Source organism: Novosphingobium aromaticivorans DSM 12444, assembly GCF_000013325.1.
GTDB lineage: Bacteria > Pseudomonadota > Alphaproteobacteria > Sphingomonadales > Sphingomonadaceae > Novosphingobium > Novosphingobium aromaticivorans.
Window position 1 is genome coordinate 1,779,467 of sequence record NC_007794.1, and the last position, 25,327, is coordinate 1,804,793.

Annotated in this window: 23 protein-coding genes; 11 read left to right on the top strand and 12 right to left on the bottom strand. The window is 65.8% G+C overall.

Annotated elements, in window-relative coordinates; translation table 11 throughout:
• Window positions 1–2: 2 nt before the first annotated feature.
• Window positions 3–2,534 (top strand): DNA ligase D, encoded by a 2,532-nt coding sequence (gene ligD, locus SARO_RS08495; protein WP_011445345.1) that lies wholly within the window; start codon window positions 3–5, stop codon window positions 2,532–2,534.
• A 15-nt stretch (window positions 2,535–2,549) separates the two neighbouring features.
• Here ligD and fumC read toward each other — a convergent pair whose 3' ends face one another.
• Genes fumC through SARO_RS08510 form a run of 3 tightly spaced genes read right to left on the bottom strand, consistent with a single transcriptional unit; the run spans window position 2,550 to window position 4,557 of the window.
• Complete coding sequence (gene fumC, locus SARO_RS08500) at window positions 2,550–3,926, bottom strand: class II fumarate hydratase (protein ID WP_011445346.1); 1,377 nt, start codon at window positions 3,924–3,926, stop codon at window positions 2,550–2,552.
• Between the two features lie 23 nt (window positions 3,927–3,949).
• Window positions 3,950–4,360 (bottom strand): low affinity iron permease family protein, encoded by a 411-nt coding sequence (locus tag SARO_RS08505; RefSeq protein WP_011445347.1) that lies wholly within the window; start codon window positions 4,358–4,360, stop codon window positions 3,950–3,952.
• 8 nt (window positions 4,361–4,368) lie between these two features.
• The gene (locus SARO_RS08510) at window positions 4,369–4,557 is read right to left on the bottom strand and encodes a DUF3008 family protein (protein ID WP_011445348.1); all 189 of its coding nucleotides are present in this window, start codon (window positions 4,555–4,557) and stop codon (window positions 4,369–4,371) included.
• A 154-nt stretch (window positions 4,558–4,711) separates the two neighbouring features.
• On the opposite strand from SARO_RS08510, the gene SARO_RS08515 reads away from it, so the two are divergent.
• Window positions 4,712–5,635 carry a sulfotransferase family protein gene (locus tag SARO_RS08515; RefSeq protein ID WP_011445349.1) on the top strand — a complete coding sequence of 308 codons (924 nt, stop codon included), beginning with the start codon at window positions 4,712–4,714 and terminating at the stop codon, window positions 5,633–5,635.
• 29 nt (window positions 5,636–5,664) lie between these two features.
• Here SARO_RS08515 and SARO_RS08520 read toward each other — a convergent pair whose 3' ends face one another.
• The 4 genes from SARO_RS08520 to SARO_RS08535 are packed head-to-tail and all read right to left on the bottom strand — an operon-like array spanning window position 5,665 to window position 9,871.
• Window positions 5,665–6,225 carry a nucleotidyltransferase family protein gene (locus SARO_RS08520; RefSeq protein WP_011445350.1) on the bottom strand — a complete coding sequence of 187 codons (561 nt, stop codon included), beginning with the start codon at window positions 6,223–6,225 and terminating at the stop codon, window positions 5,665–5,667.
• A complete protein-coding gene (locus SARO_RS08525; protein ID WP_011445351.1) occupies window positions 6,222–7,199 on the bottom strand; it encodes an XdhC family protein in 978 nt (325 codons plus the stop codon). The genes SARO_RS08520 and SARO_RS08525 overlap by 4 nt, the downstream gene beginning before the upstream one ends.
• Window positions 7,200–7,208: 9 nt before the next feature.
• Complete coding sequence (locus tag SARO_RS08530) at window positions 7,209–9,371, bottom strand: xanthine dehydrogenase family protein molybdopterin-binding subunit (RefSeq protein ID WP_011445352.1); 2,163 nt, start codon at window positions 9,369–9,371, stop codon at window positions 7,209–7,211.
• The gene (locus SARO_RS08535) at window positions 9,368–9,871 is read right to left on the bottom strand and encodes a (2Fe-2S)-binding protein (RefSeq protein WP_011445353.1); all 504 of its coding nucleotides are present in this window, start codon (window positions 9,869–9,871) and stop codon (window positions 9,368–9,370) included. The genes SARO_RS08530 and SARO_RS08535 overlap by 4 nt, the downstream gene beginning before the upstream one ends.
• A gap of 94 nt (window positions 9,872–9,965) precedes the next feature.
• Between SARO_RS08535 and SARO_RS08540 the strand changes: the two genes are divergently transcribed.
• From SARO_RS08540 to SARO_RS08555, 6 genes are all read left to right on the top strand, one after another.
• Window positions 9,966–10,742 (top strand): TetR/AcrR family transcriptional regulator, encoded by a 777-nt coding sequence (locus SARO_RS08540; protein ID WP_083760823.1) that lies wholly within the window; start codon window positions 9,966–9,968, stop codon window positions 10,740–10,742.
• 162 nt (window positions 10,743–10,904) lie between these two features.
• Window positions 10,905–12,086, top strand: coding sequence for an acyl-CoA dehydrogenase family protein (locus SARO_RS08545; protein ID WP_011445355.1), 1,182 nt, complete (start codon window positions 10,905–10,907; stop codon window positions 12,084–12,086).
• Complete coding sequence (locus SARO_RS08550) at window positions 12,083–13,150, top strand: phosphotransferase (RefSeq protein ID WP_011445356.1); 1,068 nt, start codon at window positions 12,083–12,085, stop codon at window positions 13,148–13,150. Before SARO_RS08545 ends, SARO_RS08550 begins: the two co-directional genes overlap by 4 nt.
• A 360-nt stretch (window positions 13,151–13,510) precedes the next feature.
• Complete coding sequence (locus SARO_RS21015) at window positions 13,511–13,717, top strand: hypothetical protein (RefSeq protein WP_090910517.1); 207 nt, start codon at window positions 13,511–13,513, stop codon at window positions 13,715–13,717.
• A gap of 302 nt (window positions 13,718–14,019) precedes the next feature.
• Window positions 14,020–14,193 carry a YezD family protein gene (locus tag SARO_RS20645; protein WP_011445357.1) on the top strand — a complete coding sequence of 58 codons (174 nt, stop codon included), beginning with the start codon at window positions 14,020–14,022 and terminating at the stop codon, window positions 14,191–14,193.
• A 95-nt stretch (window positions 14,194–14,288) separates the two neighbouring features.
• Window positions 14,289–16,715, top strand: coding sequence for a TonB-dependent receptor (locus SARO_RS08555; protein ID WP_011445358.1), 2,427 nt, complete (start codon window positions 14,289–14,291; stop codon window positions 16,713–16,715).
• A gap of 61 nt (window positions 16,716–16,776) precedes the next feature.
• Here SARO_RS08555 and SARO_RS08560 read toward each other — a convergent pair whose 3' ends face one another.
• The gene (locus SARO_RS08560) at window positions 16,777–17,610 is read right to left on the bottom strand and encodes a TIGR00266 family protein (protein WP_011445359.1); all 834 of its coding nucleotides are present in this window, start codon (window positions 17,608–17,610) and stop codon (window positions 16,777–16,779) included.
• 93 nt (window positions 17,611–17,703) lie between these two features.
• Here SARO_RS08560 and SARO_RS20210 point away from each other — a divergent pair, with 93 nt between their 5' ends.
• Both SARO_RS20210 and SARO_RS08570 read left to right on the top strand, forming a co-directional pair.
• Window positions 17,704–18,357 (top strand): TetR family transcriptional regulator, encoded by a 654-nt coding sequence (locus SARO_RS20210; protein ID WP_011445360.1) that lies wholly within the window; start codon window positions 17,704–17,706, stop codon window positions 18,355–18,357.
• A 27-nt stretch (window positions 18,358–18,384) separates the two neighbouring features.
• A complete protein-coding gene (locus tag SARO_RS08570; protein ID WP_011445361.1) occupies window positions 18,385–19,647 on the top strand; it encodes a YceI family protein in 1,263 nt (420 codons plus the stop codon).
• On the opposite strand, the gene SARO_RS08575 is transcribed toward SARO_RS08570, so the two are convergent.
• The 4 genes from SARO_RS08575 to SARO_RS08590 all read right to left on the bottom strand — a co-directional run bounded on the left by SARO_RS08575 (window position 19,637) and on the right by SARO_RS08590 (window position 24,762).
• A complete protein-coding gene (locus SARO_RS08575) occupies window positions 19,637–20,332 on the bottom strand; it encodes a TetR/AcrR family transcriptional regulator (RefSeq protein WP_011445362.1) in 696 nt (231 codons plus the stop codon). The genes SARO_RS08570 and SARO_RS08575 overlap by 11 nt on opposite strands.
• A 223-nt stretch (window positions 20,333–20,555) precedes the next feature.
• On the bottom strand, window positions 20,556–21,983 hold the full coding sequence (locus SARO_RS08580; protein ID WP_041550931.1) for an efflux transporter outer membrane subunit: 1,428 nt from the start codon (window positions 21,981–21,983) through the stop codon (window positions 20,556–20,558).
• Window positions 21,984–22,021: 38 nt separating this feature from the next.
• Window positions 22,022–23,620 (bottom strand): DHA2 family efflux MFS transporter permease subunit, encoded by a 1,599-nt coding sequence (locus SARO_RS08585; protein ID WP_011445364.1) that lies wholly within the window; start codon window positions 23,618–23,620, stop codon window positions 22,022–22,024.
• The gene (locus SARO_RS08590; RefSeq protein ID WP_041550935.1) at window positions 23,617–24,762 is read right to left on the bottom strand and encodes an HlyD family secretion protein; all 1,146 of its coding nucleotides are present in this window, start codon (window positions 24,760–24,762) and stop codon (window positions 23,617–23,619) included. The genes SARO_RS08585 and SARO_RS08590 overlap by 4 nt, the downstream gene beginning before the upstream one ends.
• Here SARO_RS08590 and SARO_RS21470 point away from each other — a divergent pair.
• On the top strand, window positions 24,752–24,895 hold the full coding sequence (locus tag SARO_RS21470) for a hypothetical protein (RefSeq protein ID WP_157042426.1): 144 nt from the start codon (window positions 24,752–24,754) through the stop codon (window positions 24,893–24,895). The two genes, SARO_RS08590 and SARO_RS21470, sit on opposite strands and share 11 nt — an antisense overlap.
• Window positions 24,896–25,327 lie beyond the last annotated feature (432 nt).

The following is a 25,327-nucleotide window of genomic DNA, read 5'->3' on the forward strand; positions in this document are numbered from 1 at the left end:
CCATGGGGCGCAACGATCCGCTCGCCGCCTACAACGCCAAGCGCGACTTCGCGCGCACTGCGGAACCTGCCGGCAAGCGCAAGTCCAGCGCCACGGGCAATCTCTTCATCGTCCAGAAGCACGACGCCACCCGCCTGCACTGGGACTTCCGCATGGAGGTTGATGGCGTGCTCAAGAGTTGGGCCGTGACCCGGGGCCCTAGCCCCGATCCCGACGACAAGCGCCTCGCTGTCCAGACCGAGGACCACCCCCTCGAATACGCCCGGTTCGAAGGCATCATCCCCGAAGGCGAGTACGGGGGCGGCACCGTCATGCTCTGGGACAAGGGCACCTGGGAGCCGGTCGAGGGCAAGAGCGCCAAGGATCTGGAAAAGGGGCACCTCCATTTCCGCCTCGAGGGGGAGCGGATGAAGGGCGAATGGCTGCTTGTCCGCCTCAAGCGTCGCGGCAATGAAAAGCGCGACAACTGGCTCCTGCGCAAGCTGGACGACGCCTATGCGGGCCAGGGCGACCAGCTCGTCGAGCGCGGCCTGACCAGCGTCCTCACCGGCCGCACCATGGCCGAAATCGCCTCCGACAAGGCTGGCAGCCATTCGCTCAAAGGCAAGCGCGGCAAGGCCTTCGCTTCGGTGATGGAAGAAGCAGGCACGCATAACCGCAAGGTCGGCAAGGCGCGCGGCAAGGCACCGTCCAGGGCGCGCCGGAACGCACCGCTACCCGCCTTCCAGCCCGTCCAGCTCGCAACCCTGGTCGATACGGTGCCCGATGGGCGCCAATGGCTGTACGAGATCAAGTTCGACGGCTACCGCGCGCTCGTCGCAGTGCGGGGAACCGAGGTCCGCGTCTTCACCCGCAGCGGTCTCGACTGGACCGAAAAGTTCGCGCCGCTTGCCCGCCATCTCGCCGGGCTCAAGCTGCCGTCGTGCCTGATCGACGGCGAGATCGTCGCCGCCGATGCCGATGGCAATCCCGATTTCTCGCGGCTTCAAGCCGTGCTCAAGCGCGGGCATGGCGAACAGGGCGAGGGTGATGCCTTGTCGTTCCACGCCTTCGACTTGCTGGAACTCGAAGGCGAAGACCTGAAGCCCCTGCCCAATGTAGAGCGCAAGCAGAAGCTCGCCGCGCTGCTTGCCGGGGTCTCGCCGCCGATCCACGTCGCCGACCACATCATCGGCGGCGGCGAAAAGCTGCTTGGCGCGCTGTGCGGCGCGGGGCAGGAAGGGATCATCTGCAAGCGCGCGGACGCGGCCTATGCGGGCAAGCGGACGCAGAACTGGCTGAAGGTGAAGTGCGTGGCCCGCCAGGAATTCATCGTCGTCGGCTTCACCCGGTCCAGCGCCCGCCGCCGCCCTTTCGCCTCGCTTCTCCTGGCCCAGCGCGAGGGAAAGGCGCTGGTCTACAAGGGCAAGGTGGGCACCGGCTTTGACGAGGACCTGCTGCAAGACCTCGCCACCCGGTTCGAAGCCCTCAAGGTCGACGAAGGTCCGCTCGATGTGCCCATAACCGAAGCGCGCGGCGTGACCTGGCTGAAACCCGAACTCGTCGCGGAAATCGCCTTTGCCGAATTTACCGCCGAAGGCCGTGTCCGCCACGCCAGCTTCGTCGGTCTGCGCGAAGACAAGAAGGCCGCGGACGTCGTCCCCGAACGGCCCGCCCCGCTGGTCGTTCAGCCGGAAATCGTGCCGATCAGCAATCGCGAGCGGGTGATCTTTCCCGAAAGCGGCCAGACCAAGGGCGACCTTGCCGATTACTACGCCGCGATGGCGCCCGCGATGCTCCCGTTCATCGCCAACCGCCCCGTCAGCCTCGTCCGCTGTCCTCAGGGGCGCGCGCGCCACTGCTTCTTCCAGAAGCACGATAGCGGCTCGTTCGGCGAACACGTCCACCACGTTCCGATCCGCGAGAAGGATGGCAACGAGGAGGAGTATCTGTTCGTCAGTGACGCCGCCGGCATTCTCTCGTGCGTGCAGATGGGCACGATCGAGTTCCACGGCTGGTGTTCTCTGGCAAGCGATGTCGAGGCGCCCGAACGGATGGTCATCGACCTCGATCCCGACGAGGGGCTCGATTTCAACGACGTCAAGCGCGCCGCCCGCGATATTCGTGACCGCCTGTCCGACCTCGGTCTCGTCAGCTTTGCCATGCTTTCCGGCGGCAAGGGCGTTCACGTCGTCGTGCCGCTGCGGCCCGACCACACCTGGGAGGCTCACGCCAGCTTTGCCGAACGTTTTGCCCGCGCGCTCGCCCTGGCGGAACCCGATCGCTACGTCGCAACGATGAGCAAGGCCAGGCGCAAGGGCCGCATCTTCATCGACTGGCTCCGCAACCGGCGCGGCAGCACCGCTGTCATGCCCTATTCGGCGCGCGCCCGCGCCAACGCTCCCGTCGCGGTGCCGATCGCCTGGGAGGAACTCGACGACTTCGCGAACGCCCACCCCTTCTGCATCGGCGATACGGCAGGACTACTCAAGCGTAGCGAAGGCAAGTCGCTGCGCGGCTGGGGAATGGCCCAACAGTCCCTCCCGGACGTTTAGGGGCAGGACGCAGGTCTAGACCATGTCCCCCGGTCGGATAAGCCGGTCGAACGTCGCCTCGTCAACCAGTCCCAGCGCCAGCGCCGCCTGTCGCAGGCTCAGGTCATGCTCGTGCGCGTGCTTGGCGATCTTCGCCGCGTTGTCGTACCCGATCTCCGGCGCCAGCGCGGTCACAAGCATGAGCGAGCGTTCGACAAGGTCCGCGATCCGCCGCCGGTTCGGCTCGATCCCTTCGACGCAGCGGGTGGCAAAGCTTGTCATGCCGGTCGACAGCAGGTGGACCGATCGCAGCACGGCGGCGCCGATCATCGGCTTGAACACGTTGAGTTCCAGATGCCCCTGCATCCCTCCCACGGTCACGGCCTGATGATTGCCGATCACCTGCGCCGCCACCATCGTGAGCATTTCGGCCTGCGTCGGGTTGACCTTGCCGGGCATGATCGAACTGCCCGGTTCGTTGGCCGGCAATTCCAGCTCGCCAAGGCCTGAGCGCGGGCCGGAACCCAGCAGGCGGATGTCGTTGGCAATCTTGGTCAGCGCCACCGCCAGCGTCGAAAGCGTCCCCGAAAACTGGACAAGAGCGTCGTTGCTGGCGAGCGCTTCGAACTTGTTCGGCGCGGAAACGAAGGGCCTGCCGGTCAATGCGGCGATTTCTGCCGCCATGGCGTCGCCAAAGCCTTCCGGCGCATTGAGCCCGGTCCCCACCGCAGTCCCGCCTTGCGCCAGTCGCAGAAGGTGCGTCTCGGCGGCCTTCAGGTGCGCTTCGATGCCGCGCAACTGCTCGGCATAGCCGGAAAACTCCTGCCCCAGTGTCAGCGGGGTCGCATCCTGCAAGTGGGTTCGCCCGATCTTGACGATATCCTTCCACGCGAGCGCCGCGCCCGCCAGCGCGCCCCGCAGCCGTCCCAGCGCGGGCAGCAGGTCTCGGTTCAGCGCCTCGACGGCCGCGACGTGCAGCGCGGTAGGGAAGGTGTCGTTCGAGGACTGGCCCATGTTTACGTGGTCATTGGGATGGACCGGGCTCTTGCCTCCGCGCTTGCCGGTAAGGATCTCGTTGGCGCGCCCTGCGATGACTTCGTTGGCGTTCATGTTGGACTGGGTGCCGCTGCCGGTCTGCCAGATGACCAGCGGGAACTGGTCGTCCAGCTTGCCGTCGACCACTTCGGCGGCGGCCCGTTCGATGGCGTCGGCCAGCGTCGGGTCTAGCCCGTGTGCCCGGTTCACCCCCGCCGCTGCCCGTTTTACCAGCGCCAGTGCGCGAATGATGCCAATCGGCATCCGCTCCATCTCGCCGAACGGAAAGTTCTCGATGCTTCGCTGCGTCTGGGCGCCCCAATAGGCATCTGCGGGCACGCGCACTTCGCCCAGGCTGTCGGTTTCGATCCGGTGCATTCTCGATGCTCTCCGCGCCAGTGTCAGGTGCGGTCTAGCAGACGCTCGACCGAATCGTCAGTCGTCGACTGCTTGTCGGTCGCGATCCCGACTTCCCGTTCCAGCGCCGAGCGCAGGCGGCAGATCTCGTCGTCGGTCAGGTGCTCGATCCCGACGAAGCCCTCGCGCGCCTTGTCCACCGCGCGGATCAGTTCGTCCAGCTTGGCCTGCATTGCCGCGGCGTCGCGATTCTGGCTGTTCTGGATCAGGAAGACCATCAGGAAGGTTATGATGGTCGTGCCCGTGTTGACCACGAGCTGCCAGGTGTCGCTCCACAGGAACAGGGGGCCACTCAGCGCCCAGCCGATGATGATGGCGAGTGCGAAGATGAACGTCGCGGGCCGCCCCGCCATGCCGGAAACCTTGTTGGCCACGGCGGTGAAGAACTGTTCCATGGGCCGCTTCAGTCCTTGCGCTTGTGTTCGGGCTTCCCCTTGCGGCTCGTCGAGGCAAGTTCCTCCAGTTCCTTCTCGGTCATGGACTTTTCCATCGACCGCGATGCGCCTTGCAGCTTGCTCTTGGGCGTGTCGCCCCGCTTGGCGGAAAGGGCGGCGCCTGCGGCCTTCTGTTGCGCTGCGGATTTTGCGGGCATCTCAAAATTCTCCTTGCCCCCGGGAGCCTTAACGTCCGCTGGGGCGGGCCGTTCCGGCGACGCGCGCCATGCGCAGTTTGGCGTAGGGTGCGCTGGTCTGGCGGGCGATAGGCTGGCAGCGCGATGACAGGCATTGCGCTGCCGGGGGCACCGAGTGGAGGCGACGAGCGACAGGACCGACGTCATGCTGGCGGATGCCCGGCGCCTCGAGCAGGAGGGACGTCACGACGAAGCCTTTGCCAGCTTCGTCGCCGCAAAGGCGGCCTTGCGCGCCACTACCGACTACGATTTTGCTGCCGAGGAAGCGCTGTTCGAAGCGCTGCGCCGCGCCTTCGCTCGCGAACTGCCGCTCGCGGGCGCCAGCACGGTCACCGCCGCGCCGCTCTTCGTCGTCGGCCTGCCTTGCACCGGCACCGCCCTCCTCGAAAGCATCGTCGCCGCCCATCCGGCCGTCGCGTCCCGCGCCGCGCCGGGAGCAGTGGTGGGTGCCCTGCGACAATCCACCGAGACGGAAGCTGGCTTGCCAATCGATACTGCGGCCATTGCCCGCCTCGCCGGAAGGTCGGCCGACACGTTGGGCCGCAGCTACCTCGCGCGCGCCGGCGCGATGCCGGGCGCCCGTTTCGTCGATGGCGAGGCGATGAATTTCCTTTACGTCGGTGCCATTGCCCAGGCCTTGCCGCGAGCCTCCATCGTCTGCGTCCAGCGGGGGGCGATGGACAGCGTATGGCGCATCTTCACCCAGCGCCCTTCGTCGGTGGGGCAGGGTCTGGAATGGTCGAACAGTCTAATGGAAACAGCGCAATACGTGCTGCTCTTCCAGCGACTTGAAGCGTTCTGGCGGCAGCGCCTTCCCGGCCGTATTCATGAACTGTCCTACGAGCAGTTCCTTGCCGATCGCGATGTGCAGACGCGCCGGATGCTGGCCCATTGCGGGCTCCAGCCCGATCCCGCGTGCCTTGCTGCCGCCGCATCCACGCAGAGCGACGAGGGGCCGATGGGGGCTTGGCGCCCCTATGAAGCGCACCTTGGCGAAGTTGCGGACTTCTTCATCGCCAACGGCATCCCCATCGATTGAGGCCGAATGCGCCGTGACCCGAACGGCACCTAAACGCACCTGACCGCACCTGCGACGCGCTGAAGGTCCGCGGCCGTGTCGATATCGACCGCGAGCGATGCCTGCAAATCCACCCCCTGAGCATCGTGCAGAAGCGCGCCCGCGCCCCGGTCTCCCTCCAGTTCCAGCAAGGCGCCGAAATGGCGGCATCCGAACACGGCCGGCACCATCAGCCGTCCGTCGACCCGGCTCGCGATCCTGTCGCCGTCGAACGCGGCGAGCAGTGCCTGGAAATGGCGGGTTGGGACAAGTGGCATGTCGGCAAGGGCTATCAGCACCGCCGATGCCGGGCCCAGCGTTGAGATCCCGGTTGCGATGGAGGTCGCGAGGGGGGCGTCTGGCGGCGTCAGGATCAGGCGATCAAATCCCGGTAATTCAGGAGTTTGGGCGGAGCAGATGGCAAGATGTCGCCGGGCCGGCAATGTGGCGAGGCGGTCGCTTGCGTGGCGGGAAAGGGGTTTGCCCGCAAGGGGCGCGGCCAGCTTGCCGCCTCCGAACCGCGATCCCCTGCCGGCCGCGAGCAGAAGAACCGCGAAGTCGCTTTCGCTCACGTCGCAGCGGCGGTCAGGAGCGGCTCACCCATCCACGTAGCCCAATGAGCCAAGGCGTTGTATTCAGGCACTATCTCTCCAAGGATAGACAGGGCCAGCGTTGCCGGATCGCGCGTTGCCGGGATCACGCCGATGTGGCCGCGCAACCGATCTATATGTTCGGGCGGGACTTCGGCTGCATGCAGTGCCGCGAGGCGGGCCGCGTGGGTGCGACGGCTGCCGATCGCGCCGTGATAGAAGGCGGGCAGGGCAATTGCTTGCGGCAGCAGCATTTCCTCCCAGTCGCGGCCGTGGAACAGGAACACGATTGCCGACCAGGGATCGCTCGCGAGCGGTGGCAGGACGGCTCGCGAGATTAGCGGTGTTACCAAAATTCCCTGTTCGGTCAGGAGGTTGCGGGTTGATTCATCGGGCGCAAGGGCGTGGACCTCGGCTCCGAAGGCGGTGCCCAGCCGGGCCAGCGCGACAAGATCCTCTCCCTGTCCGAAGGCGTGGATGCGCAGCGTCGGCTGGTAGGCATGGGTTAGCGCGTGGCCGTCCCACGGCGCCGAGACCGCTTCGTCGGCAAGGGCGATGCCATCGCAGCCCAGCACCAACGCCCCGGCCTCCCGCCGCGCAAGTGTCGAAAGTACCCTGGAAATTGCCACAGGATCGGGACGAGGCGTGAAGAGCAGGTCGATCCCGCCGCCACAGGGCAGGCGGATGTCGATATAGGGCGAACCGATGCCGTAGCGCACCACTCGCCCCCATCCCTCGGCCAGCGCCTCGAGCGCTTCGGCGGCGACCGCATCCTCGATGCAGCCACCGGAAAAGGAGCCAATCCGCCGTCCGTCCGCCGCCACCGCCATCTGCGCCCCCACCGCGCGCGACGATCCGCCCTCGATCCCGACGAGCGTGACGAGCACGCACTCCAGCCCCTCGGCGGTTCGGGAAGCGATGAAGCGCAGGATATCGAGTGGCGTTGTGGCGACCATGGCGGGCGCCTATAGCATCTCCAGCGGCAGACGGCGATGACGCTTTCCGGTGATCGAATAGATGGCATTCGCGATGGCCGGGATCACGGGGGGAAGGGCCGGTTCGCCGAGCCCTGTCGGGGCGAAGTCGGTCTTCACCCATTCCACCGCGATCTCGCGTGGCACGGCATCGATCCGGATCGGGGAATAATCGCCAAAATTCCCGGCGGTTACGGCGCCATTTTCCTGCTCGATCTTCTGGTTGACCAAGGCCTGGCCGATCCCTTCGATCGTCGCACCCTGCACCTGGTGGAGTGCGTTTACCGGATTGATGATCTGCGAACCGACGTCTCCCGCGACCCAGACCTTGTCGATCCTGACAACACCATCGGCTATGGAAAGATCAACTACTTCAGCGAAGTAGCCAAGGTGGCTAAAGTAGAAACCGAAGCCGCGTCCCTTTTTCCGGCCTTTCCAGCCGGCGGTCCTGCAAACAGCGTCGATCACGCCCCGGGCACGGCCGGTGTGGAACGGTACGCGACCGCCCGGCACTTCGCGAGGCTCGCCCAGCGTGCGGCGCATGAGTTCGGGAAGATCGAGACCCGCCGCTTCGGCTACTTCGTCGAGAAAGGACTGGAAAACGAAGGCCATAGCGTTCGAGGTCGGCGCGCGCAGCCAGCCCGTGGCGAGGTTGGTTTCGAGATAGCTTGTCCCGAAATCGACATTGGGCAGGACGGGGCCGGGAAACTCGGTCGGCGCAAGGTCCGCCGCGCGGATCGCCTTGCCATCCTTGCCGAACGTGACGAAGTGATCCTTGAGTGCGACCAGCGCGCCCGTTTCGTCGAGACCGGCAGTAAAGCGGTGCCAGCCGGCGGGACGGTAGAAATCGTGGCGCAGGTCATCCGTGCGGTCGAACAGGACCTTCACCGGCTTTCCGGGCAGCGCCTTTGCGGCCTGGCCTGCGATCACCATGTAGTCGTTCATCAGGCGCCGGCCGAAACCGCCGCCTATGCGGGTGAGGTGGATAGTGAGGTCTTCCGGCGACAGGCCGCAGAACTTTGCCGTATCGGCGCGGCCCCCGGCCGGTGCCTGGCTGGGCGCCCAGATCTCGAGCTTGCCGTCCTGGAACAGCGCGGTGCAGTTCTGCGGTTCCAGCGTGGCGTGGGCGAGGAAGGGATAGTCGTAGTCGGCCTTCACGACCTTTGCGGCACCGGCAATCGCGGTGTCGGCATTTCCGGCCTTGAACAGGCTGACCTGCGCGGGCGCGGCGATGAGCTTGGCCGCCGCCGCCTCGTACCCGGCGGTCGAGAAGCCCGAAACCGCCGCGTCGTCCCATTTCACCGCGAGCTTTTCGCGCGCCTGGCTGGCCTTCCACCAACTGTCGGCCACGATCAGCAGGGTATCCTGCCTGCCTTCGGGCACGAGGCGGCTGTTGACGGCGAGAACCGCAACGACGCCCGGGATCGCCTTGACCGCCGCATCGTCGAACGAGGCAACCGTGCCACCGTGCGCGGGGCACTTGACCACGGCGGCGTGGAGCATTCCCGTAAGGCGCGTGTCGATGCCGAACAGCGGTTGTCCGCGCACGATGGCGGGAACGTCGACGCCGGGCTTCGACTTGCCGATGATCGAGAACCTGGCCGGGTCCTTGAGTGCAACCTTGGCGAGATCCGGCGCTGGCTGGCTTGCGGCGTCCTTCGCCAGCGACGCATAAGTCACGCTGCGACCGCTGGCCGCATGAAGCACCGCGCCATTTGCGGTCGAAAGGCCAGCCGGATCGACGCCCCATTTCTTCGCCGCGGCTGCGACGAGCATCTGGCGAGCCGCCGCGCCGACCTGGCGCATGGGCAGCCAGTTGCGCGGTGTGGCGGTGCTTCCGCCAGCGACCTGTGGCCCGAACCGTTTCTCGTCGGCGTCGGTCTGCTCGATCTTCACCTGATCCCACGCCAGGTCCATTTCCTCGGCGATGAGCATGGGCAGCATGACCTTCACGCCCTGGCCGATTTCGGGGTTCTTGGCGCCAATGGTGACGGTGTTGTCGGCATTGATCCGGACGAATGCGTTAAGCACGTCGGCCGCCATCTCCGCCTGCGGGGCCGCCAGCGCGATCGAGGCGTCGAGCGTCAGGACCGCGCCTCCGGCAAGCGAGGCGACGAGGAACGAGCGGCGGGAGAGGCCGGCGGCGACGGTCATGCCGAGGCCTCCCCGAAGGCGTTGCCTGCATCGGCGATCTCGGCCGGGAGCCCGGCGGCCTGGCGGATGGCGGCGCGGATGCGCAGGTAAGTGGCGCAGCGGCAGATGTTGCCGCTCATCCAGCCGTCGATGTCTTCGGCGCTGGGCTTGGGCGTCTGGCGGAGGAGCGCGGTGGCCGACATGATCTGTCCAGCCTGGCAATATCCGCACTGCGGCACGTCGAGCGCGATCCAGGCGTTCTGTACGCGCTTTCCGACCGGATCTGCGCCGACGCCCTCGATCGTGGTGACGGCCTTGCCCGCCGCGTCGGCAATCGGCGTCTGGCACGAGCGGATCGCCTCGCCATCGAGATGGACGGTGCAGGCACCGCACAGCCCGGCGCCGCAGCCGAACTTGGTTCCGGGCATGTCGAGGTCTTCCCGCAGAACCCACAGCAAGGGCTTGTCCGCTTCGGCTTCGACCACGCGTTTGCGGCCATTGATGGTGAGGGTGACGCCCATCGCCTTCTTTTCCTTGATTTTGTTCGCTGGGGCCCGGCCTGGCAGGTGCCATGCCCGAGCCCGCAATGGTCTGAATCTGGACAGGCATCAAGGCATGGTCAAGCGCCTTGTTGCAGCGCGTCAACCGATCGGTGAAGCCCGGCGGGAAATGCGGTTGGCGCCGCGCGAGGACTGGTGTTATGCGCGAGCCATGGCTGCCCGCCCGGATACGACACAGACCGATCTGCCCTCTGCCCGGCGTCCTGGCACTTATGTGCGCGGAACCGAAACGGTGGACGCCATTCTGAAGGCCGCGCTCAGCGTGCTGATCGAGGAAGGGGCCGGGGCGTTTACCGTGCGCCGGATCGCGGCCGAATGCGGGATGAAGGTCGGCAACGTCAGCTACCACTTCCCCAAGAAGGAACTGCTGATCCAGACCCTGCTGGACGACATCATTGCGAACTACGACAAGTTGCTGGAGAGGACCGTGCGCCAGCCGGGGCTCGATGCCGAGGAGCGGCTGCGCCTGATCGTGGTCATGTGTCTCGACGATATCGCCGGCAAGCGGACGACACGCCTTTTCACAGAGCTGTGGGCGCTGGCCAACCACAACGAGTTCGTCGCCGACCGGGTTCGGCTGTTCTATCAGCGCGTGCACGAGTTCATCGCGGAATATGTGCGCGAACTGAACCCGGCATTGGGCGAGCAGGAAGTGCGGGACGTGGCCCTGTTCATCAGCGCGTCGATGGAAGGGGCAACGCCGTTTCTCGGCTACGAGAAACCGTGGGCGCAGCGGATGCAGGCGTTCACCGCAATTGCCGCGCATTCGCTTGTCCACCTGGCAAAGACCGTGACTTCGGTCGAGATCGCCGGGTTGGTCGACAGGAGATAGGCAGGACTTGGCGGCAGGAATTCCTGATGGGTTCCATTCGGGAGGTTCGGAACCTGCGCGTTATGCCAGTTGGCGGTCGGCGCGCGTCTCCGCAGTGACCGGGGGACGCTCGCTTCGGGGAGCAGCTTTCAACAACCGATCCCGCGGTACAGGAGAAGATGAATGGCGAATGGCATTGGGATGGACGCGGCGCTGGAAATCGCGGATCGGGTAGAGCGTTTCGTTCGCGAGGAAGTGATCCCCTATGAAAGCGATCCGCGCCGCGACGACCATGGCGCGCCGCTGGACGAAATGGTCATGGAAATGCGCGGGAAGGCTCGCGCGGCCGGGGTCCTGACGCCGCATATCCTTTCCGATGGCCGTCACCTCAACCAGCGCGAGACGGCGGTCGTCCTCATCCGCTCGGGCCTTTCGCCGCTGGGCATGCTGGCCTGCAACACCCAGGCGCCTGACGAAGGGAACATGTACCTTCTGGGCAAGGTCGGCAGCCCCGAGCTGAAGGAGCGCTTCCTCAAGCCGCTGGTTTCGGGCGAAGCGCGTTCGGCTTTCTTCATGACCGAGCCTGCCGAGGATGGCGGCGCGGGCTCCGATCCGTCGATGATGCAGACCACTTGCCGCCGTGACGGCAACCACTGGGTCATCAACGGGCGCAAGGCCTTCATCACCGGCGCCAAGGGCGCGAAGGTGGGCATCGTCATGGCCAAGGACGAGGACGGCGGCGCCTGCATGTTCCTGGTCGACCTGCCCGATCCGGCAATCGAGATCGTGCGGGTGCCCAACACCATCGACAGCAGCATGCCGGGCGGCCACGCCGTGATCGACATCAAGAACCTGCGCGTGTCCTCCGACCAGATGCTGGGCGAGCCGGGCGAGGGGTTCAAGTATGCGCAGGTCCGTCTGTCGCCGGCGCGCCTTTCGCACTGCATGCGCTGGCTGGGCGGCTGCATGCGCGCTCAGGAGATCGCGACCGACTATGCCTGCAAGCGCATGGCCTTTGGCAAGCACCTGATCGACCACGAGGGCGTGGGCTTCATGCTGGCGGAGAACCGTATCGACCTGAAGCAGGCCGAACTGATGATCGATTGGTGTGCGGGCGTGCTCGACACCGGATCGCTGGGCACCGTGGAAAGCTCGATGGCGAAGGTCGCGGTTTCGGAAGCGCTGATGCGCGTGGCCGACAAGTGCGTGCAGGTCATGGGCGGAACGGGCGTCACGACCGATACCATCGTCGAGCAGATGTTCCGCGAAGTGCGTGCGTTCCGCATCTATGACGGCCCGACCGAGGTCCACAAGTGGAGCCTTGCAAAGAAGATCCGTCGCGAATGGCGCGAGGCGACGGCATGAGCGCCGCAGCGCAGGACGCCAATGCCGGCACCACCCCGGTGCGCGAGGGCTATCGCTTCGATGAAGCGGCGCTGGCGCGGTGGATGGAAGCCGAGGTCGAGGGCTTTTCCGGTCCGCTGACCGTCGAGCAGTTCAAGGGCGGGCAATCCAACCCGACCTACAAGCTGGTGACGCCGGGGCGCAGCTATGTGCTGCGCCGCAAGCCGCCGGGGCCGGTGCTGAAGGGCGCCCACGCTGTGGAACGCGAGGCGCAGGTGCTTTCCGCGCTGGGTTCGGTGGGGTTTCCGGTCGCGCACGTGCATGGGCTGTGCACCGACGAGAGCGTGATCGGGAGCTGGTTCTACGTGATGGAAATGGTGGAGGGGCGCATCTTCTGGGATGCGACTTTCCCCGAGGTGAGCCGCGAGGAGCGGCCTGCCTATTTCGACGCCATGAACGCCACGATCGCGCAGCTGCATTCCATCGACCACGTGGCGGTGGGTCTGGCTGACTACGGCAAGCCGGGCAACTACTTCGCACGGCAGGTCGGGCGCTGGTCGAGGCAGTATCTCGAGGATGAGCTGGCCGGGCGCGATCCCAACATGGACGCGCTGGTCGAATGGCTGCCGACGGCCATTCCCGAAGGCGACGAGACAAGCGTCGTCCACGGGGACTTCCGCTGCGACAACATGATCTTTCATCCCACCGAGCCGCGTGTGATCGCGGTGCTGGACTGGGAGCTTTCGACGCTGGGTCACCCGCTGGCGGACTTTGCCTACCACGCGATGATGTACCACATGCCGCCGAATATCGTGGCGGGGCTCGAGGGCGCGGACCTTGCCACGCTGAACATCCCGTCAGAGGCGGAATACGTCGCGGCCTATTGCCGCAGGACCGGGCGCGAGGGCATTGCCTCGTGGGACTTCTACATGGCGTTCAACTTCTTCCGGCTGGCCGCGATCTTCCACGGAATCAAGGGGCGCTACCTGCGCGGGACCGCCGCTTCGGCCCACGCCAAGGCTCGGGCCGAGGCGTTTCCCGTGCTCGCAAGACTGGCCCGCGAGGCGATGGAGCGGTGCCGCTGAATTAGCGGGGGCGGCAATTCGTTCCGGTTCGGAACGTTAACGCCGCTGACAGGCAGGACCGAACGCGGACGCCGAATCGCGTTTCGAACGGTTTAGGGGCATGGCCGCCGATGCGCGGCCCCCCGCCGGTCCTGCCGAAACGGTATCGGTTCCTGGCGCAACCTTCTCCATGCTGGTTCCCTCCCGCGGAAATGGTAAGGAAGTAATTGTCGGCAATGTAAGTGCTTCTCCCGTTGGCGAGGGGAGCGGGCGACGTTCGCCCGCGTCAATTCATCATAAGCGGTGCAATCTTCGCTTCTGTGTTCGGCCGTGTCGGTTAGGACCGGCAAACCGTTCACCTGACGAGGAACGCCGTTCGCCATGCACGCAGCCGCTACGACTCTGGATGAGGTGTTTGACGCCCTGTCGGGCGCGCTCGACGAACTCGACCGTCACGGCGAGGCGATGGCGGCGTTGCACCTGGCGATGGCGGTCGATTGCCTGCGCAACAGCCTTGCACCCGAATGCCCTCCGGTAACCAGTGTGGACGGGGAGCCTCGCCTGCGGCTGGTGTTCTCGCGCGGCTGAAGCGGCGGGCGCGTAACGCGCCCTTCTCGTCCCCAATTTCGCGCGGTCCGTCGCTGCGATATTGTCTACGATAAAGATAGAGTATCTGGTGCTCGGGCAGGCGGGATTGCGCATGATCCTGCCTGCACTCGTTCGGCTGGCCTGAAAGGCAAGCTTGAGGGGGGCACAGACGATCTTTAATGTCTATCAAATGAATAGAGTATAGAGCAGCATCAACGGCGAGCGAATCGCCGGACATGCATGAGACGGGCGGTGGCCGATGAGGCCTTCCGTCCCGGCGCAAGGACAGGATCGAAACAGCAATGAGCGAACCGTCGAACCCTCGCCAGGAGGCAGAGCGCCATCTCGAGGAAAGCATCATCACCGTGCGCGAGGCCCTGAGCGGACTGCGCTACGGCAACGTGTCCCTCACCATCCACGAGGGGCGCGTGGTCCAGATCGACGTGACCGAGAAGCGACGGCTCAAGCCGAACTGATCGCCACGCACACCTGAAAACAGAACAAAAACAACCGTACCCGCTGACCGGTCCACCGGAAGCATCGTTCGGGAAAACCCACATGAGGTCCTACGATGAACTTCCGCGTCCTTCTCGCGGGCGGCGCCGCTCCGCTCGCCCTCATCGCGCCTGGCGCCTTCGCCGCCGAAGCGCCTGTTGAAGCCGTCCCCACCGCTACCGCGCCTGTAGATGCCCCTGCCGATGCGCAGGTCTCGTCGGCCGGCACCGGAGCCAATGACAGCGGCGATATCGTCGTCACCGCTCGCCGCCGCGCCGAAACCGCGCAGGACGTGCCGCTGGCCATCTCGGTCGTGGGTGGCGAGCATATCGACAGCACCGGCAGTTTCAACGTCGGCCGCCTCCAGCAGTTGACCCCGACGTTGCAGTTCTATTCGTCGAACCCGCGCAACACCGCCGTGAACATCCGCGGCCTTGGCGTGCCGTTCGGCCTGACCAACGACGGGATCGAGCAGGGCGTCGGCATCTATGTGGACGACGTCTACAACTCGCGCGTGGCATCGGCGACGTTCGACTTCCTCGACGTGAAGCAGATCGAAGTCCTGCGCGGGCCGCAGGGCACGCTCTACGGCAAGAACACTACCGCCGGCGCGATCAACATCACCACCAACCAGCCGACCTTCGACTTCGAAGGCAAGGCCGAGGTGAGCGTGGGGAACCTCAACTTCGTGCAGGCCAAGGGCGCGATTTCCGGGCCGATCACCGATACGCTGGCCGCGCGCTTCGCGGTTTCGTCGACCAGCCGGCGCGGCACGATCTACAACGTGACCACCAACCAGTGGATCCAGAGCCAGGATAACCTGGGCCTGCGCGGCCAGCTCCTGTTCAAGCCAAGCGAGGCCTTCAGCATCACGCTTGCCGGCGACTACAGCGAGCAGGATGCGGTGTGCTGCGGTTCGGTCTACGTCCGCACCGGCACCACCCAGCGCGCGACGAACCGCCAGTTTGCCGCGCTCGCGGCGGCGCAGGGCTATACCGTGCCCAGCACCAATCCCTTCGACCGCCTGACCGACCTCGATTCCGCGCTCCAGGCGGGCAACAAGATCGGCGGCGTTTCGCTGAAGGTGAAGTGGGACGTGGGACCGGGTACGCTGACTTCGGTCACCGCCTGGCGCTTCTGGGACTGGAAGCCGCAGAACGACCGTGACTTCACCGGCCTGCCTATCGTGGCGAAGTCGCAGAACCCGTCGCAGCAGGACCAGTACACGCAGGAACTGCGCTACAACTATAGCGGCGACAGCCTCGACTTCGTGCTCGGCGCGTTCGGCTTCTACCAGCGCATCGACACCCAGGGCACCGAAGCTCACGGCAGTGCTTCGACCAAGTGGAACGTGAACCCGTCCAGTTCGCTCTACAACACGCAGGTCCTCGACGGGCTGACCGCGCTCAACACGCAGTACCTCAAGAACACGAGCCTTGCCGTGTTCGGGCAGGCAAGCTGGAAGGTGACCCCGGAACTGACGCTGCAACCGGGCATCCGCGTGAACTACGACAAGAAGGACGGCTTCTACCAGCGCCGGGTGTTCACTGGCGCCGGCACCGAGATCCTTCTCGACGGTACAACCAGCGCCACCAAGACCGCGCAGCTGGCGATCTTCACGCCGCAGACGATCTCGCCCAGCTTCAGCGACTGGAACTTCAGCTACGACTTTACCGCGAGCTACAAGGTGGCGAGAGGCGTGCTGGTCTATGCAACTTACGCCAAGACCTTCAAGTCGGGCGGCATCAACCAGAACGGCGTGCCGGTGGATGCGTCGAACAACCCGATCCTGGCGGCGGCGACGGTGAAGCCGGAATCGGTCCAGCATTACGAGGCGGGCATCAAGACCGAGTTCTGGGATCGCCGCGCGATCTTCAACCTTTCGGCCTTCCGCACCGACATCAAGGACTACCAGGCCAACGTCAACAACGGACAGTTCGGTGTGCTGCGCGGTTACCTGGCGAATGCCGGGGCGGTTCGTTCGCAGGGTATCGAGGCCGACTTCTCGGTCCGTCCGAGCGAACGGTTCAACGCCTACGTGAACAGCGCCTACACCGACGCGACCTATCGCAAGTTCGTCGATGCCCCGTGCCCGCCAGAGCTTTCCGGCGGCACCAGCAGCCCGGCCAACTGCGACATTTCGGGCCAGCGCCTGCCGGGCGTTTCGAAGTGGTCGTTCTCTTTCGGGTTCGAGGCCAATGCGCCGGTCGAGTTCCTGAAGCAGGACGGGCAGGTCTACTTGGGGTACGACGGAAGCTATCGGTCGGACTTCTCGTCCAACCCGACGCCTTCGGCCTATACCTGGATCGATGGCTATTCGCTGTCGAACTTCCGGCTGGGCTTCCGGACCGACGCGGGCCTGGACGTCTATGGCTGGGTTCGCAACGCCTTCGACCAGGACTACTTCGAGCAGCTCTTCGTCGGCCCGGGCAATACCGGCCTGATCGCGGGCCTGCCGGGCGATCCGAGGACCTGGGGCTTCACCGTCCGCACGAACTTCTGAACCACCCCGCACTGCTGCGGCAACTTGGGCCGGCGGAGCGATCCGCCGGCCCATTCGTGCTTCAGTTGTTGCCGCCGATGAAGTCGCCCAATCCGCCAAGGATCGAGCCTTCGCCGCGGTTCTGGCCGCCGCTCGATCCGGCTGCCGCAAGCATCCGGCCGGCAAGGCGCGAGAAGGGCAGGGACTGGATCCAGACCTTTCCCGGACCGCGCAGCCGCGCGAAGAACAGTCCTTCGCCGCCGAACAGGACCGAACGGACGCCGCCGGCGGTCACAAGGTCGAAATCGATCGACGGGGTATAGGCGGCAAGGCACCCGGTATCGACGTGCAGTTCCTCGCCGGATCGCAGTTCCTTTTCGACAAGGGTGCCGCCCATCTGGACGAAGACCCAGCCATCGCCTTCGAGCTTCTGCATGATGAAGCCTTCGCCGCCGAACAGGCCGGTCATCACCCGGCGCTGGAAGGCGATGCCGATGGAAACCCCGCGCGCGGCGGCGAGGAAGCTGTCCTTCTGGCAGATCAGCGTGCCGCCAACGTCCGAAAGCTTGATCGGCAGGATCGCGCCGGGCGTGGGCGAGGCGAAGGCGACGCGGGCCTTGCCGTGGCCGTTATGGGTAAAGACGGTGGTGAACAGGCTCTCGCCGGTTACCAGCCGCTTGCCCGCGCCAAGCAGCTTGCCCATGAAGCCGCCTTCGCTGCCGCCGCTGCCATCGCCGAAGACCGTCGTCATGCCGACAGCCCCGTCCTTCCAGACCAGCGCACCCGCTTCGGCAACGGCGCTTTCGCCGGGGTCCAGCTCGATTTCGAGGAACTGGAGTTCCTGCCCCTTGATCTCGAAGTCGATGTCGTCGGCGATGCTGGTGCTGCGGTGGTGCTGCCAGGGGCTGTTGGCCATGCGGGAATGCTCCTCTTTTTCGGTTTACGGCGCGAAGATAGTGGCCAGGCGCCGGAATGCGAGAGAGGATATGCTGCGCTTGTCGACACTGATATGACGTTCGTCATGGCGACGCTGACCGAAACCCTGACCACGCCCGACCGGCTTCTGGCGGGCGCCGAGAGGCTGGTGGTGCGAGAAGGCGTGCGCGCGCTGACGGTGCGGCGGATCGCGGAGGAGGCCGGGGTCAATTCGGCGCTGGTGCGCTATCATTTCGGCGATACCGGCGGGTTGCTGGGCGAACTTGCGCTTCGCAACGCCGCGCAGATGGCGAACGAGCGAACGGCGCTTCTGGACAGGCTCGTGCCCGGAGATTTCATGGGCGCGGTCGATGCGCTGGTGGTGCCGCTGTGGGCGCGCGCGGCGATGAGCAGGCAGTTTCGTGCGATCGTGGTGCTGGACGAAATGTTTGCACGGTCCGGCAGCGATCTCAACGCCAGGATATGGAGCGTCTTTGCCGACGGGGTGACGCGGGTGCAGGCGGCATTGGAAGCCTGCCTGCCGGGCGTGGACCCGCTTGCGCTGGCATGGCGCATACGATTCGTGACGGCAGCGGCGCTCGACATCCCGCCGCGCGGATTGCCAGACGGTCGCGTGGGAGCCCGGGCGGCCTATGGTGCCGACAGCGAGGAGGAAAGGCTGGCCCATTTCCGCCTCTTTGCCGCGGACTCGCTGCGGATGGACAAACGGGACGGTTACAGTTCATAGCAGTCCCCGGATTGGGGAGAGCCATCGATGACCACGATAAGTCCGGCGCGCTATTCGGCGGCGGCAATCACGCTTCACTGGATGATTGCGTTCCTGCTGCTGTTCCAGATCGGACTGGGCTGGGCGCTGGAGGACCTGCCGGAGGGCGTGGCGCAGTTTGCCGGATACCAGTTCCACAAGTCGGTCGGGATCGCGATCCTCATCCTCAGCCTGGGTCGGCTCGCGGTGCGGCTGGTGAAGCCACGGCCGGCGCCGGTTCCAGCGGGAAGGGCGCAGGCCTTTCTCGCGGCGGCGGTCCACGCGTTGCTCTATGGCGTGATGATCGTCGGGCCGCTTACGGGTTGGATCATCGTTTCGACCGCCAAGGTGCGATTGCAGACCATGCTGTTCGGCACCGTCCCGTGGCCCGACCTGCCGGTAGGACAAGCGCTGCATGAACCAGCCGAGGTACTTCACGGCTTGCTCGGCACGGTCGGCGTTGCGCTGATCGTGCTGCATGTCGTCGGCGCGATCTATCACCATGTGAAGCGCGAGGACGTGATAGGGCGGATGCTTCCGCGCTCCATCGCGAGCCACAAGGCGATCGGCGTCGCGGCGGGCGTGGCGATTGTCGCGGGTCTGCTGGCGCTTTTCGGTGGACGGACGATGTCCTTCGCCGTGCCGACGGCGGCGCCTTCGGTCGAGGCCTCGTCAGCGCCCGTCGAGGCCGCGTCGCAGGGGGCAGTAGAGGAGATGCCCGAGGCCGCGCCCTCGGAGGTTTCGTCGGAGGCTGCCAGCGCTGTGGCCAAGGCTGCGCCGTGGAAGCTGGAGAAGGGCGGCCGACTGGGCTTTTCCGCCGAATACAGCGGAGAGGCGATCCGGGGCACGTTCAAGCGCTGGGAGGCAGATATCGTGTTCGATCCGGAGGACCTTGCCGGCTCCTCGATTCGGGTGAACATCGATCTCGCCTCCGTCGAAAGCGGCGATGCCCAGCGCGACGACATGCTGAAGAGCGACAGCTTCTTCGGCGTTGGCGCCGATCCACAGGCCAGGTTCGTTGCAACCTCGATCCGCAAGCGGGGCGAGGGGCGCTATGTCGCGAACGGGACACTGACCCTGCACGGCAAGGCGCGGCCGCTTGCCGTGGCGTTTACGCTGAAGATAGCGGGCGACCGGGCGACGGCCAGCGGCAGCGCAACCTTGCAGCGCCTGGCATTCGGCGTCGGCGAGGCCGAGTGGTCTGCGACGGACCAGTTAAAGGACGCGGTCGGCGTCGACTTCTCGTTGGCGGCGCGGCGGATCAGCCCTTGATTCCGGCGAAGAAGAACTCGGAATAGCGTCTGGCCCAGGCTTCGGTCTGGGTCTGGTCATAGCACCGTGCGCCGCCGCTCAGCCGTGCATGGCCGAGGATGCCTTCGAGCCAGAAACGTGCGGCGAGGGGGAAGTCGTCGATCGCGGCGCCAGCTTCCTGCGCCGCCTCGCGCAGTTCCGTTTCGATGTTGGCGAGGGCGTCGTCGAACATGGCGTGGCGGTAATTGATCTCGCCGTCGCCGAATTCCTGGTCGCACCAGTCGACCAGGCGCTCCATCATGACGCCGTCGGGCGAGAGCAGGATTTCGATGACCGCGGCAGCGCGAAGGCAGAAGGCTTCCACGAGCGGACGACCATGACCGATCGCCATGATCGACATGCGTCGCTCTTCGACCTTGTGCAGGAGCAGCGCTTCGAGAAATTCGCGTTTGCCGGGGAAGCGGGCGTAGATAGTGGCCTTGCCGATGTGGGCATGACGGGCCACGCGATCGAAGGTGAAAGCATCGAAGCCCTGATCGCGCAGGACTTCCCAGCCGGCTTCAAGGATGCGCGCCGGCAGGCGCTGGGCTTCTTCCAGCGAGGGCCTGCCTCGCCGGACGGAACAGAGCGGTCCCTGCGCCTCGATGGCGCGCCCGTCAGTGGACGGTGGGGAGTTCCGCTCCGCTTGATCGTGCGGCGCCGTCATGATTGCGATCCCGCTCGCAGAAACGATCCGCGATACGGTCGGCAATCCGGTTGTGCACCGGGCACGACATTTCGAGTCCTTCGCAATAGGCCTGCCAGAACCGGCGGCCTGCGTCCGCAATCCAGCTCATCCTTCCCACCTTCTCGCCTTTGTGGCGTTTTGTGGGTCGAGAGTGCCTCAGCCGTGTGCAGAGTCAATATGCTATAAAATGGACGAAACCGGCTCATTTCGCGGGCTCCGGGGCTGTCCAGCCGAGGCCGAGCGCCTTTTCGACAGCGACGAAACCGGTCGTCAGTTCGGCCCGGGCAGAGGTGGCGGCCATCGCCAGTTGCAGGGCCTGGCGCTCCGCATCCAGCCTGTCCGGCTTGCCGATCGTGCCTGCTGCCAGTCGTTGCTGTTGCAGTTCGACGTTACGGCGCGCGCGGGTCTCCGCGTCGAGCGCCTTGCCGAAGGCCACCCGCTGCGCGCCAAAGCGGGCGAGCGATCCTTCCGCGTCCTGGAGTGCTGAAAGGACCGTGCGGCGATAGTTCGCCTCGGCCTCGGCAAAGGCGCCGCGCGCGGCCTCGACCTGACGTTCGGCGCGGCCACCGTCGAACAGCGACCACTTTATTTGCGGCAGGGCGATGCCGACGATGTTGCCCGGATCGAACACGTCGCCGAAATCCTGCCCGCCAAGGCCAAGCAGGCCAAGGAACGAGATCTTGGGGAACTTGTCCGCGATTCGCGAGCCGACGTCGGCATTGGCGGCGGCAAGCTGGCGCTCGGCGGCGCGGATGTCGGGGCGGCTGCGCAGGAGCAGCGCGGGGTCGCCGACCGCGACCTGCGCTGGGGGCAGCGGGACTGGCGCGGGCGCGACGAGCAGCGCGTCGAGCGTGCCGGGCTCCTTGCCGGTGAGGACCGCGATCTGGTCCATCAGGACCGCGATTTCGGCGCGGCTCTTCGCAAGGTCGGCTTCGCTGGAAAAGGCCTGCGCCTCGGCGCCGTTGACCGGCTGCTGCGGGATGCGACCGGCCTCGAAGCGCTGGCGGGCGAGGGAGGCCAGCTCGCGGTCGATTTCCACCTGCCGCTCCTGCAAGCCCACCATGGCCTGTCTGGCGCGCAGCCCGACATAGGCGCGCGCGATCTCTGCCGAAAGCGTGACGCGCGCGTCTGCAGCGCTCGCCTCGGCGGCTTCGGCGCGGGCCGAGGCGGCCTCGATCTTGCGGCGGGTGCCGCCGAACAGGTCGATCTCCCAGGCGGCGTCGAAGCCGAGGTTGTAGGCGTTGATCTCGTCGCGCCCGCCGCTTTCGCCATTGGGGCTCAGCAGGCCGCCCGGGACGTTGATGTAGGGCGCGGCGAACGACGTGTTGAGCTGAGGCAGCACGGCGGTGCGATTGGCCGCAAGCGCCGCACGCGACTGGGCGACGCGGGCGTTTGCGGCGGCGATGCCGGGCGCGTCGGCAAGCGCCTGTTCGACGAGCTGGTTCAGAACCGGATCGCCAAGGCTTTCCCACCACCGGGCCGCGGGCGCGGCGGCGAGGGCATCGGCGCCTGCCCGGGCAAACGTGCCACGGGAAACGGCCTGGGGTGCGGCGTCGGGGGCTCCGGCGTAGTTCGGGCCCACCGTGGTGCAGCCGGCGAGAAGCGCGGCCACGACCAAGGCGCCGGCCATGCTGCGGAGCGGGCGGCGATGGGGGAGGAGGGCAGTCATCAGTGAGCAGCCTTTGCGTGGTAGCCCTTGGGAAGCGGGCGCAGGAGCAGGACAAGCGGCGCGACGAGAAGTATCCCGATGGTCAGCGCCATGAAGTCGTCGTTGAAGGCCATGACCAGCGCATCGCGCATGACCATGCCGTCGAGCGAACGGAGCGCGGCCGACAGGCCGTCCGGGCCGCCGCCATACGTCATCGCCTGCTGGCTCACCCAGTCCTGCACGCGCAGGTCGTTGGCGCCCAGCGCGCTGTGCAGGGTCCAGCGGTGGAATTCCCAGCGTTCGTCCTGCAAGGTGGCGAGCATGGCGAGGCCGATCGATCCGCCGAGGTTGCGGCCCGCGTTGAACAGGCCCGCGCCGTCGCCGGCATCTTCCATCGGCACGGAACTGATCGCCGCTTGGTTGAGGAACAGCATGCAGAAGACCGTGCCCAGCCCGCGCAGCAATTGCGTGACGACGAAGTCGTCGCCGCGTGATTGTGCGGTCAGCGTGACGTCGAGATAGCAGGAAACGCCGAGCAGGAGGACGCCCGTCCCGACGATCACGCGCAAGTCGACCCGCGCCACGAGTATCGGGAAGAGCGGCATCATCAGCATTGCCGGAATGCCCGAAAGGAACACGATCTTGCCTGCTTGCATCGCATTGTAATCGGCAATCGCGGCGAGGAACTGCGGGATCACGTAGGCCGTGCCGAACATCACCGCGCCCAGCACCAGCGAAAGCCCGAAGACCGCCGCAAAGGCGCGGTTGCGCAAGAGCGCGAGCTTCACCACCGGCCGCCGCGCATAGATTTGCCCGAGGCCGATCATCACGAAGCCCAGCAGGGTAACGGCGGAAAGCTTCCAGATCAGCGCGGATTCGAACCACTGTTCGCGGTGGCCTTCTTCGAGCACGACGGTAATGCCGCCAAGCCCGAGGACCATGCCGACCACGCCCAGCCAGTCAGCGTTGATAAGCTCGTCGAGGCGCATCCTGCTCTTGGGCAGGCCCACGATCAGCATGATCATGAGGATGATGCAGATCGGCACGTTGATGAAGAAGGCATAGTGCCAACTGAAGTTCTCGGTCAGCCATCCGCCCGCCAGCGGACCGAGCACCGGCCCCAGGATGACGGTGGAGCCGAACATCGCGGTGCCGATGGGCTGCTGCGATGGCGGCAGGCGCGTGGCGATGATCGTCAGCGCGGTCGGAATCATCGCGCCGCCGGTAAAACCCTGCCCGACGCGACCGATGATCATCATCGTGAGTGTCGAGGACACGCCGCACAACACCGAGAAGGCCGTGAACAGCGCGGCCGCGATAAGCAGGAACCTGCGCAGGCCAAACACGCGTTCGAGCCACCCGGTGAGGGGAATGATGATGATCTCGGCCACGAGATAGGCTGTGGCGATCCAGGTGCCCTCGCTCGACGATGCGCCGATCTCGCCCTGGATGGTAGGCAGGGACGCGTTGACGATCGAGATGTCGAGCGTCGCCATGAGCGAGCCGATCGCGCCGGCGGCCACGCCCAGCCAAGCGGTCAGGTCCGCCTTCTCGCGCGCCCGGGGGGGCGGCAGCGCCAGGTCTTCGGTGTCGGCGTCGGAAGAGATTGCCGCTGTCACTTGGCCGAGACCCGGTCCTGTTCATCGCGGATCGCGTCGATGGCCGACTTCGCCGAGCGGGTATCCACCTCGACCGTAAGCGACAGGCCCGGCACCAGCACCTTGCGCGATTCGGGGCCGGCGTTGATGCGGATGCGCACCGGTACGCGCTGGACGATCTTGGTGAAGTTGCCGGTCGCGTTCTGCGGCGGGATCAACGAGAAGTTCGCGCCCGTGCCGGGGGTGATGCTTTCGACCGTACCGTGGAAATCGACGTCGGGCAGGGCATCCACGTGCACCGTCACCGGCTGTCCCGCGCGCATCAGGCCGATCTGCGTTTCCTTGAAGTTGGCCTCGACATAGATGGCCTGTGTGGGAACGATCGTCATCAGGCGCTGGCCCGGTTGCACGAATTGCCCGACGCGGACCGTCGAATTGCCGATTTTGCCGGAAACGGGAGCGACGATGCGGGTGGTAGCAAGATCGGTGCTGGCGGCCTGGCGCTGGGCTTGCGCGGCCTTGACCTGTGCGGCGGATTGCCCCGCCTGCGCCCGGGTGCTGGCGACGCGGTCGCTTGCGGCCGAAAGCGCGGCCTGCTTGGCCGAAACGTCGGCAGCAGCCTTGTCGCGGTTGGCGACAAGCTGGTCGAATGCCTGCCGGGGTTCGGCGCCGCTGGCGACCAGCGGGCGCATCCGGGCGACTTCGCCGTTGAGGTAGGCAAGCTCGCGTTGCGAGGCCTGGAGCGCGGCCCGCGCCTGTCCGACCGCCGATTGCGCTTCGTTGATGGCGGCAAGCGTTGCTGTTTCGGTCGCACGGGCAACTTCGACTTGTGCGGTGCTCTGTGCGAGGCGCGTGTCGTAATCGGTAGGATCGATCTGTACGAGGAGCGCGCCGTCGTTGACCGACTGGTTGTCGGCCACGGCGACGGTCCGGACATAGCCTGCCAGCTTCGAGCTTACGGTGACGCCATCTGCCTTCACATAAGCGTCATTGGTTTCCTGCATGTACTGGCCGACGGTCTCGTAGTGGTAGAGCGCATAGGCGCCATAGGCTGCGCCGAGCGCGAGCACGCCCAGTGCGATGCGTCCCACCGTCTTCTTGCGCCCTTCGTTCTCGGCGGGGGCATCGGCGTTGGCGGGAAGAGAATCGGGGGTGGCGGCCATTGTCATTCCAGTTTCGAAAGAATTGAACGAAATCGTTTCGTTGCAGATCGCCACTTGGTTCAACCGCGTCAGCTTTTCAAGTGCGGAAATTGACAGGGGCGGTGCAAAATTTGCATCGCTGCCCGCAACGTAGCGGGCTCCGGAGCGTTCCGGGGTTTCAGATCAGGGACCATGTACTAGGCCGTAAACTCATGAATGGCGCCATCGAGGTTTGAGGCAAAACGGCCAGGTGCAAGGAAGGAGGGCGCAGGAATATGTCGATATTTCAAGCCCGACTGACGCGGCAGATGGCCGTTTTGGTCAAATCCCGACGGGACGCCGGAATGGCTTCCATCTCGAACCGAAACGCCCTTGCAGGGGCAACCAGCCCCTGCGGCGGACCTTTCGGCCCGATATGTTCGCCATTCCGGCGCCTCGATGGTGCCATTCATGAGTTTACGGACTAAGGTCTGGAGGCTCGATCGTGCGGGAAATTATGGGTTGAGCGGGTCGATTGATCGATCCACTCAATCAAACAGGGCAAATTTGCTCATTGGAAAATGCCGCCGTCCTGCACTACCTCGCC

What these genes read in the sequence shown, in the direction of transcription:
- ligD (WP_011445345.1), top strand. Translation starts at nt 3, where the DNA reads ATGGGGCGCAACGATCCGCTCGCCGCCTACAACGCCAAGCGCGACTTC.
- fumC (WP_011445346.1), bottom strand. Translation starts at nt 3,926, where the DNA reads ATGCACCGGATCGAAACCGACAGCCTGGGCGAAGTGCGCGTGCCCGCA.
- SARO_RS08505 (WP_011445347.1), bottom strand. Translation starts at nt 4,360, where the DNA reads ATGGAACAGTTCTTCACCGCCGTGGCCAACAAGGTTTCCGGCATGGCG.
- SARO_RS08510 (WP_011445348.1), bottom strand. Translation starts at nt 4,557, where the DNA reads ATGCCCGCAAAATCCGCAGCGCAACAGAAGGCCGCAGGCGCCGCCCTT.
- SARO_RS08525 (WP_011445351.1), bottom strand. Translation starts at nt 7,199, where the DNA reads ATGGTCGCCACAACGCCACTCGATATCCTGCGCTTCATCGCTTCCCGA.
- SARO_RS08530 (WP_011445352.1), bottom strand. Translation starts at nt 9,371, where the DNA reads ATGACCGTCGCCGCCGGCCTCTCCCGCCGCTCGTTCCTCGTCGCCTCG.
- SARO_RS08535 (WP_011445353.1), bottom strand. Translation starts at nt 9,871, where the DNA reads ATGGGCGTCACCCTCACCATCAATGGCCGCAAACGCGTGGTCGAAGCC.
- SARO_RS08540 (WP_083760823.1), top strand. Translation starts at nt 9,966, where the DNA reads ATGGTCAAGCGCCTTGTTGCAGCGCGTCAACCGATCGGTGAAGCCCGG.
- SARO_RS08545 (WP_011445355.1), top strand. Translation starts at nt 10,905, where the DNA reads ATGGCGAATGGCATTGGGATGGACGCGGCGCTGGAAATCGCGGATCGG.
- SARO_RS08550 (WP_011445356.1), top strand. Translation starts at nt 12,083, where the DNA reads ATGAGCGCCGCAGCGCAGGACGCCAATGCCGGCACCACCCCGGTGCGC.
- SARO_RS21015 (WP_090910517.1), top strand. Translation starts at nt 13,511, where the DNA reads ATGCACGCAGCCGCTACGACTCTGGATGAGGTGTTTGACGCCCTGTCG.
- SARO_RS20645 (WP_011445357.1), top strand. Translation starts at nt 14,020, where the DNA reads ATGAGCGAACCGTCGAACCCTCGCCAGGAGGCAGAGCGCCATCTCGAG.
- SARO_RS08555 (WP_011445358.1), top strand. Translation starts at nt 14,289, where the DNA reads ATGAACTTCCGCGTCCTTCTCGCGGGCGGCGCCGCTCCGCTCGCCCTC.
- SARO_RS08560 (WP_011445359.1), bottom strand. Translation starts at nt 17,610, where the DNA reads ATGGCCAACAGCCCCTGGCAGCACCACCGCAGCACCAGCATCGCCGAC.
- SARO_RS20210 (WP_011445360.1), top strand. Translation starts at nt 17,704, where the DNA reads ATGACGTTCGTCATGGCGACGCTGACCGAAACCCTGACCACGCCCGAC.
- SARO_RS08570 (WP_011445361.1), top strand. Translation starts at nt 18,385, where the DNA reads ATGACCACGATAAGTCCGGCGCGCTATTCGGCGGCGGCAATCACGCTT.
- SARO_RS08575 (WP_011445362.1), bottom strand. Translation starts at nt 20,332, where the DNA reads ATGACGGCGCCGCACGATCAAGCGGAGCGGAACTCCCCACCGTCCACT.
- SARO_RS08580 (WP_041550931.1), bottom strand. Translation starts at nt 21,983, where the DNA reads ATGGCCGGCGCCTTGGTCGTGGCCGCGCTTCTCGCCGGCTGCACCACG.
- SARO_RS08590 (WP_041550935.1), bottom strand. Translation starts at nt 24,762, where the DNA reads ATGGCCGCCACCCCCGATTCTCTTCCCGCCAACGCCGATGCCCCCGCC.